General features: G+C 52.1%; 10 protein-coding genes. 9 read left to right on the forward strand and 1 reads right to left on the reverse strand.

What is annotated here, in order from left to right:
* From D6694_04895 to flgL, 9 genes are all read left to right on the forward strand, one after another.
* On the forward strand, positions 1 to 135 hold a 135-nt coding region (locus tag D6694_04895; GenBank protein RMH45285.1), incomplete at its 5' end, for a flagellar hook assembly protein FlgD.
* Between the two features lie 24 nt (positions 136 to 159).
* Positions 160 to 1,434 carry a flagellar hook protein FlgE gene (gene flgE, locus D6694_04900; GenBank protein ID RMH45286.1) on the forward strand — a complete coding sequence of 425 codons (1,275 nt, stop codon included), beginning with the start codon at positions 160 to 162 and terminating at the stop codon, positions 1,432 to 1,434.
* Between the two features lie 12 nt (positions 1,435 to 1,446).
* A complete protein-coding gene (gene flgF / locus D6694_04905) occupies positions 1,447 to 2,184 on the forward strand; it encodes a flagellar basal-body rod protein FlgF (protein ID RMH45287.1) in 738 nt (245 codons plus the stop codon).
* 36 nt (positions 2,185 to 2,220) lie between these two features.
* Positions 2,221 to 3,009: a flagellar basal-body rod protein FlgG gene (gene flgG / locus D6694_04910; protein ID RMH45288.1), complete on the forward strand. Its 789-nt coding sequence runs from the start codon at positions 2,221 to 2,223 to the stop codon at positions 3,007 to 3,009.
* Positions 3,010 to 3,021: 12 nt separating this feature from the next.
* Positions 3,022 to 3,699 (forward strand): flagellar basal body L-ring protein FlgH, encoded by a 678-nt coding sequence (flgH, locus tag D6694_04915; protein RMH45289.1) that lies wholly within the window; start codon positions 3,022 to 3,024, stop codon positions 3,697 to 3,699.
* 9 nt (positions 3,700 to 3,708) lie between these two features.
* The gene (locus tag D6694_04920) at positions 3,709 to 4,800 is read left to right on the forward strand and encodes a flagellar basal body P-ring protein FlgI (GenBank protein RMH45290.1); all 1,092 of its coding nucleotides are present in this window, start codon (positions 3,709 to 3,711) and stop codon (positions 4,798 to 4,800) included.
* The gene (gene flgJ, locus D6694_04925) at positions 4,801 to 5,736 is read left to right on the forward strand and encodes a flagellar assembly peptidoglycan hydrolase FlgJ (protein RMH45291.1); all 936 of its coding nucleotides are present in this window, start codon (positions 4,801 to 4,803) and stop codon (positions 5,734 to 5,736) included. It abuts the gene before it with no gap.
* A gap of 45 nt (positions 5,737 to 5,781) precedes the next feature.
* Complete coding sequence (flgK, locus tag D6694_04930) at positions 5,782 to 7,776, forward strand: flagellar hook-associated protein FlgK (GenBank protein RMH45292.1); 1,995 nt, start codon at positions 5,782 to 5,784, stop codon at positions 7,774 to 7,776.
* A 14-nt stretch (positions 7,777 to 7,790) separates the two neighbouring features.
* Positions 7,791 to 8,999, forward strand: a complete 1,209-nt coding sequence (gene flgL, locus D6694_04935) for a flagellar hook-associated protein 3 (protein ID RMH45293.1) — start codon at positions 7,791 to 7,793, stop codon at positions 8,997 to 8,999.
* Here the strand turns inward: flgL and D6694_04940 are convergent.
* Positions 8,976 to 9,349 (reverse strand): GNAT family N-acetyltransferase (locus D6694_04940; GenBank protein RMH45294.1); only part of this gene is annotated, 374 nt, incomplete at its 5' end. The genes flgL and D6694_04940 overlap by 24 nt on opposite strands.

The raw sequence follows: 9,349 nt of genomic DNA on the forward strand, positions 1-9,349 counted from the left end.
AGCACAACTTCTTATCCGGTTTATGTCTCCGGCCTGGTGACCAGTGTGCTGTTAGGCAACGCGGACGGCATTGTTTTGAATGTCGATGGTGTTGGCACGGTCAATCTCAACGATGTCAGACGAATTGGTGGTTAATTTTTATAACAGAGAGGTGACGCCATGTCTTTTAGTACTGCACTCAGTGGGCTTAATGCGGCTCAATCCGATTTGAGTATTACCAGTAACAATATTGCCAATGTGGCGACGACAGGTTTTAAACAGTCACGCGCGGAATTTGCCGATATTTATTCGGCTGGCTCACTTGGGACCGCGGCGACGGCCATTGGCAGTGGTGTCTTGCTGTCTCGTGTTGCGCAACAATTTACGCAAGGCAACTTGCAATTTACTCGCAATAGCCTCGATATGGCGATTTCTGGTGAAGGCTTTTTCGTCTTGAGCGACAGCATTTCTTCCAATGAACTCTTGTATACACGGGCAGGCGCTTTTGGCGTGGATGCTAATGGTAACGTGGTCAATAGTGCTGGTCAGGCGCTCAGGGTGTTCCCTGTGAATCCTGACGGTACAGTCACGGCAACGAGCTTGTCGTCGACCGTCCCTTTACAGGTTCCCAATACAGCAGGCGCACCAACGCCGACGTCAATGATTGATATCGGCGTCAACCTGCCATCGAACGCAAGCACACTTGACCCATTGGCTTTTGATCCCAATAGTCCGGTGACCTATAACTCATCAACCTCGGTCACAATTTACGATTCACTGGGCGAGCCGCATGTGGCCACCATGTATTATGTGAAAACTGCACCAAACACGTGGGCGCAATATATTTATGTGGATGGCAACGCAGTGGATGTGGCAGGGGGCACGGCAGGCGCTGGCGGCCAGTTATATGCCACACTTACCTTTAACAATGTTGGTGCATTTGTGGGCGAGTCACCGTCACCAATTCAAACTGCAGCGTTAGGGTTTACCAACGGATCAGACCCAGCACAAACGCTTGTCATTGATTATGCCAACAACAGCCCAACGCAGTTCGCCTCACCTTTTGCGGTCAATACGTTACGCCAAGATGGGTTTCCCATCGGCCGATTGACTGGTTTGGATATCTCAGAGTCTGGCGTTGTGCGCGCCAATTATTCAAATGGCCAGCAGTTGGCGCTTGGCAAGATTGCGTTGGCTCGGTTTGCCAACAACCAGGGACTACAACAAATTGGCAATACCGTGTGGCGGGAAACCATAGACAGCGGTGTGGCGTTACCAGGCGAGGCAGGCACATCAAGCTTTGGCATTATTCGTGGCGGCGCGTTAGAAAATTCGAATGTGGATTTGACTCAGGAACTTGTCGATTTGATTACGGCACAACGAAATTTCCAGGCCAATGCAAAGTCCATTGAGACGTTCAATTCGGTGACGCAGACTGTGATCCAGATCCGGTAGTTGAGGTGAGCCATGGATAAATTCGCCTACATCGCGATGAGTGCTGCCAAGGAGGCTATGCTGGCACAATCGCGTATTGCGCATAATCTCGCAAACGCCAAGACGACTGGGTTTAAAGCCGACTTGACCCGAGCTAAGGCGCTAAATGTTGAGGGCGATGGTCTGGAGTCTCGGGCCTTCGCCCTCACCACTGGCACGGGCTATGATTTGTCCAGTGGTCAGCTGATAACCACTGGTAACCCAACTGATCTCGCGATTGAAGGCGAAGGTTGGTTTGTTGTTCAGGCACAAGACGGTTCAGAGGCGCTGACCCGAAACGGCGCATTCGAAGTGGCCGCTTCGGGCATGTTGCAAACTTCCGATGGTCTGCCTGTGCTTGGCGATGCTGGTCCCATCATCTTACCGCCAAGCGAAAGCATTTCGGTTGGGGCAGATGGCACCGTCAGTGTTCGGCCGCTTGGAGCGCCAGCAAATACCGTACAGGTTGTGGGCCGCCTGCGATTGGTCAAACCGGAGCCTACGCAACTCGTCAAGCAAGCAGATGGTTTGTTTGCCGTCGCGAACGGCGAAATCTTGCCGTCGGATGCCTCGGTGCGCGTCCGCGCAGGGGCACTTGAGGCATCCAATGTCAATACGGTCGAAGCGCTGACGGAGCTCATTGATCTTTCGCGTCGCTTTGAAATGCACATCAAAATGTTGTCAAGCGCTCAGCAAAATGATGAAGCGCTGGATCGATTATTGCAGGCATAGTCACAGTGACTTGGCGAACTTAATGAGGATGGCACAATGAATCTGGCACTTTGGATAGCAAAAACAGGTTTAGATGCGCAGCAGACAGATATCGCGGTCATTTCGAACAATTTGGCGAATGCGGCCACGGTTGGTTACAAAAAAAGCCGAGCCGTCTTTGAAGATTTGTTATATCAGACGGTGCGTCAGCCGGGTGGCCAATCGACCCAAAATACGCAGCTGCCAAGTGGGTTGATGCTGGGAACCGGTGTTCAAGTCGTGGGTACGCAGAAATCCTTTACCCAAGGCAACCTGAATGTGACCAATAACGCGACCGATGTGGCCATACAGGGCAGAGGTTTTTTTCAGGTGCTTTTGCCGGATGGCACCACGGCGTATACCCGCAATGGTTCCTTCTCTTTGGACAACACCGGTCAATTGGTCACCGCAGGTAACGGCTATGTGATTCAGCCAGCCATCACCATTCCTCAGGATGCACAAAGCTTGACCATCGGGGCAGATGGCACAGTATCGGTGCAACTTCCGGGGCAGGCTGCGCCGACTGTGCTCGGCAACCTGCAGTTAGTCGATTTTGTCAATCCTATTGGTCTGCAACCTGTCGGTGAGAATCTTTTCAAAGAAACGGCAAGCAGCGGCGCGCCGGTGACTGGTACACCCGGCCTTGCCGGATTTGGCTCGCTCGTCAATGGGGCTCTGGAATCGTCGAATGTCTCGGTGGTGGAAGAGTTGGTCAACCTGATTGAGACACAGCGAACGTATGAAATGAATGCCAAAGTCGTGAGCGCTGTTGACAACATGCTTCAGTTTGTCAATCAAACGATCTGATGGTGGCAGACTATGGTCAGGCTTAGCGCGATACTTTTGTTGGCAGCCTTGGGAGGCTGCACGATTCAGACAATTCCACAGCCTGGATCGCCTTATTATCAACCGTCTTACCCAATGCCATCAGCACCGACACCACCGTCGCCTGGCGCAATTTATAACCCAGCGACGGCGAAGTTTCTGCTCGACGATTCGAAGGCTCGGCGTGTGGGTGACATACTCCTTGTTAAGCTCACCGAGGCCACAGACGCGAGTAAAAATGCCGATACCAGTTTGAAGAAGGAGGACGAGGTCAGTCTGACTAATCCGACTTTGTTTGGGCGAACGCCTTCGGCTTTGAATGGTGACTACAGTCTTGGGCTGGATATCGCCCCCAAGCGTAAGTTCAAGGGTGAGTCAGATTCAAAGCAGAGCAACAAACTCCAAGGCACCATTACGGTGACAGTGGTGAACGTCCTCCCCAATGGCTATCTAGAGGTGCGGGGCGAGAAGTGGCTGACCTTGAATCAAGGGCGTGAATACATTCGCTTGTCCGGCATTGTTCGACCTGAAGACATAGGCGCTGACAACAGCGTTTTGTCAACGCGCGTGGCCAACGCCAATATTGAGTATTCAGGCACGGGGCCCTTGGCTGAAACCAATCGACAGGGCTGGTTGAGTCGTTTCTTCTCCAGCAGCTGGTGGCCTTTTTAGGAGGTTGGCATGAAAATTCGTTGGTTGGCAGTGTTTTCTGTGCTCATGCTTGGCGCATTGAGCTGGGCAGAAAGAATCAAGGACATCGCGACTGTTCAAGGTGTGCGCAGTAACCCTTTGATTGGCTATGGTCTTGTGGTTGGCCTTGATGGGACTGGCGAGCCCACTGTGTACCCGACACACGAATTTCGTTCGATGCTGCTAAGGCTTGGCATCACGTTGCCCTCCAATTTGAATCTGAAACTGAAGAATGTGGCCATTGTCACCGTGCAAGCTGAGCTTCCACCATTTGCGCGCCCTGGGCAAACCATTGACGTCACTGTCTCAAGCTTGGGGGAGGCCAAAAGTTTGCGGGGTGGTAGCTTACTCATGACGCCCTTAAAGGGCATCGATGGGCAGGTGTATGCCATTGCTCAGGGAAATCTCGTGGTAGGAGGCTTTGGCGCCCAAGGGGCAGATGGCTCGAAAGTGACGGTGAATGTTCCGACGACGGGTCGGATACCCAATGGTGCGACGATCGAACGTACGGTACCGTCTCCTTTCGACCAAGGTGATTTTGTGACGTTTTTATTGAAGCGACCGGATTTTACGACAGCCAAACGAATGGCGGACGCCATCAATCAGGTGGTTGGGCCCAATGTGGCTCGCCCCCTGGACGCTGGGAGCGTACAGGTAAGTGCGCCTCGCGATCGGGCAACACGAGTGATGTATTTGGCCAACCTTGAGAACATCACCCTGACCGAAGCGAGTGCACCAGCCAAGGTTGTGGTCAACAGCCGCACCGGCACCATTGTCATCGGGCAGAATGTTCGTGTGAGCCCAGCGGCGGTGGCTCACGGCAACCTGGTCGTGACCATTGCTGAGAATCCGCAGGTCAGCCAACCCAATCCGCTTGCTGGGGGACAAACGACGGTGACCCAGCAGTCTTCCGTTCAGGTATCGGAAGAGCAAGCTCGAGTGTTTCTTTTCGCGCCTGGCGTTCAGCTTAAGGACATTGTGAAAGCCATCAACGCGGTGGGGGCGGCACCCGGCGATTTGATGGCAATCTTGGAGGCGCTCAAGCAAGCCAACGCACTGCACGCTGAACTTGTGGTGATATAAATGACATCGGTCGTCAATCAAAGCGTCTTCGACTTGGCCGAGCTGCACCGACTGACCAGTGCGGGTAAAAGTCGGCCGGAAAGCCTGCGACAAGCCGCTGTTGAGTTTGAATCCATGCTGTATCGCCAACTGTTGAAAAGCATGCGATCGGTCAATGAACTGTTCGCCGAGGACAACCCGTTGTCATCACAGCGCACGCGCTTTTACGAGGGCATGTGGGATGATCAGATGGCGGCAGTGATGGCAAGGGTTCAGGGAGCAGGGTTGACCGATGTGATTGTTCGACAGTTGTCATCTGCGCCTAATCAGGCCCCTATGATGAAAAAAGGTTTGACATCGCTGATGCCAGCTCAGGCCGTTGGTGTCATTGAGAAGAAAACACCCTTGTCCCCCGTGTCGAGTCGGAAGCAAGTTCAGCAGCCTAAACAAACATCAACATTGCCCGAGTCTCCAGAGTCTTTTGTCCGTTGGCTGTTGCCAGTGGCGCAGCGTGTTGCGGCAAAAACCGGTTTGCCTGCCATCGGACTGATTGCCCAAGCAGCGCTAGAGACAGGGTGGGGGCGCCATATGTTGCGCGACTTATTCGATCGGCCTTCCTTTAATCTCTTTAACATTAAGGCAGACCAGCGTTGGTCTGGCCCTGCGGTGAAAAAAGAAACCATTGAATTCGACGGGGCGCGTATGGTCAAAGTGCCTGCGCGTTTTCGCGTGTACGAAAACATTGAGCACGCCTTCGAAGATTTGGTGAGCTTTTTCCAATCGAGCCCCCGTTACGGGCAGGTTTGGCAAGCCGAAAAACCAGAGCAGTATTTTGAAGCGTTGCAAAGCGCCGGTTACGCCACAGACCCTAAGTACGCCCAAAAACTCAAAGCTGTCATTCAACACCCGGCCATCCAACAATTGGCCGAAAATTTGCATAGAAATACACAAGATTAAATTTGTGGCCGGATTGGCCGATAAGCAGATGTTGCGCCCCGATCGATGGGGACGGAGGCAATCATGGCAGGTGTTGATTTATTGAATGTAGCCATTTCTGGCTTGCAAGGTTCACAAAGTGGCTTAGACACCACGGCAAATAACATTTCCAACGTCAATACGGAAGGTTATTCACGCCAGCGTGTTGAATTTACGCCATTGGGCGCAGTACCGTTCGGTAACAATTTCTTTGGCGCCGGGGTCGATGTGCAAAGTGTCACTCGCATCATCGATCAGATCGCCACGTTAGAATTAAGAACCTCCCAATCTGACTTTGAACAACTGTCTGCCTTTGCTGGACTGGCCACACGTTTGGATGAAGTGCTTGGCGATGAGAACCTTGGCTTGAGTTCGGCATTGCAAGGTTTTTTCGATGCCATTCATGGTGTGGCATCCGACCCTTCGTCTCTCGCCCAGCGCGAGGTGATGTTTCATCAAATTCAGGCGGTCAGTCAGCGGTTCAACAATCTGTACGCCAATCTGCAGCAGATGGCGGAAAGTACCAACCAGCAGATTGCTTCAGTGGTGGCAAAGATCAACACGCTCGGGCAAAACATTGCCGCTTTAAATGAAGACATTATTGCGGCCAAGGGGCAGGCTCAGGGCGCACCGAACGATTTGCTTGATCGAAGAGATAACCTGATTAGAGAACTTTCCGGGCTTGTCAAAGTGTTTACCGTCGAGCAGGACGATGGGGCAGTCAATGTCTTTATCGGTAATGGTCAAGGATTGGTTGTCGGGGTCAATTCAACGACACTTGCCACAACCACTAGCGGTGAAAGGCCAGGCCATTTGGATATTGTGTTGCAAAATGGGAGCACTCAGATTGATATCACCGCCAATATTGAAGGCGGAAAACTCGGTGGACTGCGCACATTTCGGGATGATATGTTGGAGCCAGCGATCAATCGAATCGGCAAAGTGGCGTTGGCATTGGCCGATCAAATCAATCGACAACACCGACTTGGAATTGACCTAAACGGGCAACTTGGTGGCGACGTTTTTACGGACATCAACGCAACCAGCGCACAACAGGCTAGGGTGGCGCAATCACCGAGCAATACTGGAACTTTGGACGTTCAGTTGCGGATTGATGACACGAATTTGTTGACGGATGATAACTATCGCCTGAGTTTTGATGGCGTCAACTTTCAATTGACCAACGATCGGACGGGAAGTGTGGTTTCAACGTTTCCACCGCCAGGCGCAACGCCAGCCACCATAAGTGTTCCCAGTGAAGGTTTTTCAATTGTGATTAATGGCGGTACGGCGAATGCGGGTGATCGGTTTTTTATACAGCCAACGCGGCTTGGGGCGTTACAGTTGGCCACCGCCTTGACAACGCCGGAACAAATCGCGGCGGCCAATCCGATTCGCTTCACCGCGCGAGGTACGAACAGTGGCAGCGGCGCTTTGGTTTCAGTGGATGTGACTGATACGACAACAGCGGCTTTCTCAACGCCTGGGACCCTATCGCCCCCATTAGAGATTCAATTCACGTCGGTCACCGCGTACAACGTGGTTGATCCGACCGGCCCGACGGTCCTTGGCAGCGGCGTCTTCACGCCAGGGCAAGAAAATAACGTGTTGGCGGGTGCAGGGCTATCGCTTGGTTACGAAATTGTGATGAAGGGGGCGCCGGCAGCTGGTGATGTGTTTGATGTAACATTCAATAGCGGTGGCGTGGGTGACAATCGTAACGCGGAAAAACTGGCTGCCCTGCAAACAAGCAAGGTAATGGAGCAAGGCAGTGCTGATTTCCAACAGTCCTATCTACAACTCGTTAGCCGAGTTGGTGCCCAAACGCAAGAAAGTCTGATCAATCGTGATGCAGCGCAGAGCCTGGTGCGTGCAGCAGAGTCACGACGCCAACAAGCTTCCGGTGTGAACTTAGATGAAGAAGCGGCCAATCTGATTCGCTTTCAGCAGGCTTATCAGGCTTCGGCGCAAGTGATTAGTGTGGCCCGAAATATTTTTCAAACTTTGATCGATTCAGTATGACGGAGTGAACTCTGATGCGAGTGTCAACGCCACAATTTCATCAAAAGGCTTTGCAAGCCATTCTCGATCAACAGGCACAGTTGATCCGCACACAAAATGAAGTAGCGACGCAAAGGCGTGTGATTAATCCGTCGGATGATCCGGTGGCCACCAATGTGATCAACAATTTACAGCGGCAAATCGGCTTATCGCAACGTTGGCTGGAAAACGGAAATCTGGTGGAGACGTATGCCCGTCAGGAAGAAACTGCGTTGACCAGCGCCAAAAATATCGTGATTCGCGTCAAGGAACTGCTGTTGCAAGGGGCAAATGGTAGCTTGTCAGCATCTGAAAGAGAGTCATTGGCGGTCGAGTTGGAATCTCGTCTTGATGAGCTCATGCAGGTGGCCAATACACAGGTCAATGGCTCCGAGTATTTATTCGGGGGGGTTCGGACTGATGTTCCGCCGGTCAGTCGAGATGCGGCCGGACAGTTCAATTATAACGGAGATCAGGGAAGGCGCTTTTTGGATGTTGGCGCCGGGGTTGATCTGGCCATGTCAGATGATGGCTACGGGGTGTTTTTTGATGTACTGCAAGGTAACGGAACCTTTGAAACGGTGGCACGGAGTACAAATACAGGGACAGGCATTATCAGTCCAGGGAGTGTTGATAATCCGGCGGCCTACGTGGCTGATGATTATGAAATTCGATTTTCCATATCTGGGACCCAATTGGTGTATGAGGTTTTTGATTCCGCCAATAACTCTGTGTCAGGACCAACCGCCTATCAAGATGGGGCTGATATCCAGTTCAACGGTATGACAGTCTCCATCTCTGGCACCCCACAATCAGGCGATATTTTTGAAGTTAACCAAAGCCAGCGCCAAGATATTTTTTCGACTGTTCAACAAGCGATTGATGCGCTGAGGATGCCTACTCAAACCGAGGCTGAAAAAGCAATATTTCATGATCGTATCGATAATGTTTTGCAAAACCTTGACAATGGTTTCGATCGAATCAATCAAATACTTGGCCGTGTTGGTGGTCGTTTGAACGTGGTCGAAAACCAGCGGCAAGTGAACGAGGACTTCATCGCCAATGCCAAAATTGCGTTGTCGGAAGCGCGCGATGTGGACATGGCGGACGCCATTTCCCGCTTGCAGCAACAGCAGCTTGGGCTCGAGGCCGCACAGCGCAGCTTTGCTTTGATTCAGAATCTAAGCCTGTTCAATTTCTTGTAATCCGAAGATTTTTCTTGCGGTCATTTGTGCTGGCTGGTAGCCCACTGCTTGCCAAAAGCGTTGGGCAATCTCATTTTTGGGGTGATAGGCCAAATCGCAGTAGGGAATGTCGTATTCGCGGATAGCCGCTTCAAACGTTTCAACCAGCTTACGGCCAATACCTTGTTTTCGATGTTCTGGAGACACCCACAGCGCATGAATAAAGGCACGTTTTTGCCACTCGCTTAGGGGATTAGGTGTGGTGTCCGCTTCTCCAATCAGAAATCCGACGGGCTTTCGGTGATACTCGCCAACGGTCACCAATGCCGACGGTTGTTGGTCCAGAGCGTTGACCCATCGACGCAGTTGGC

The organism is Gammaproteobacteria bacterium, from assembly GCA_003696665.1.
Classification (GTDB): Bacteria; Pseudomonadota; Gammaproteobacteria; order Enterobacterales.

What these genes read in the sequence shown, in the direction of transcription:
- flgG (RMH45288.1), top strand. Translation starts at nt 2,221, where the DNA reads ATGAATCTGGCACTTTGGATAGCAAAAACAGGTTTAGATGCGCAGCAG.
- flgF (RMH45287.1), top strand. Translation starts at nt 1,447, where the DNA reads ATGGATAAATTCGCCTACATCGCGATGAGTGCTGCCAAGGAGGCTATG.
- flgJ (RMH45291.1), top strand. Translation starts at nt 4,801, where the DNA reads ATGACATCGGTCGTCAATCAAAGCGTCTTCGACTTGGCCGAGCTGCAC.
- flgK (RMH45292.1), top strand. Translation starts at nt 5,782, where the DNA reads ATGGGGACGGAGGCAATCATGGCAGGTGTTGATTTATTGAATGTAGCC.
- flgL (RMH45293.1), top strand. Translation starts at nt 7,791, where the DNA reads ATGCGAGTGTCAACGCCACAATTTCATCAAAAGGCTTTGCAAGCCATT.
- flgE (RMH45286.1), top strand. Translation starts at nt 160, where the DNA reads ATGTCTTTTAGTACTGCACTCAGTGGGCTTAATGCGGCTCAATCCGAT.
- D6694_04920 (RMH45290.1), top strand. Translation starts at nt 3,709, where the DNA reads ATGAAAATTCGTTGGTTGGCAGTGTTTTCTGTGCTCATGCTTGGCGCA.
- flgH (RMH45289.1), top strand. Translation starts at nt 3,022, where the DNA reads ATGGTCAGGCTTAGCGCGATACTTTTGTTGGCAGCCTTGGGAGGCTGC.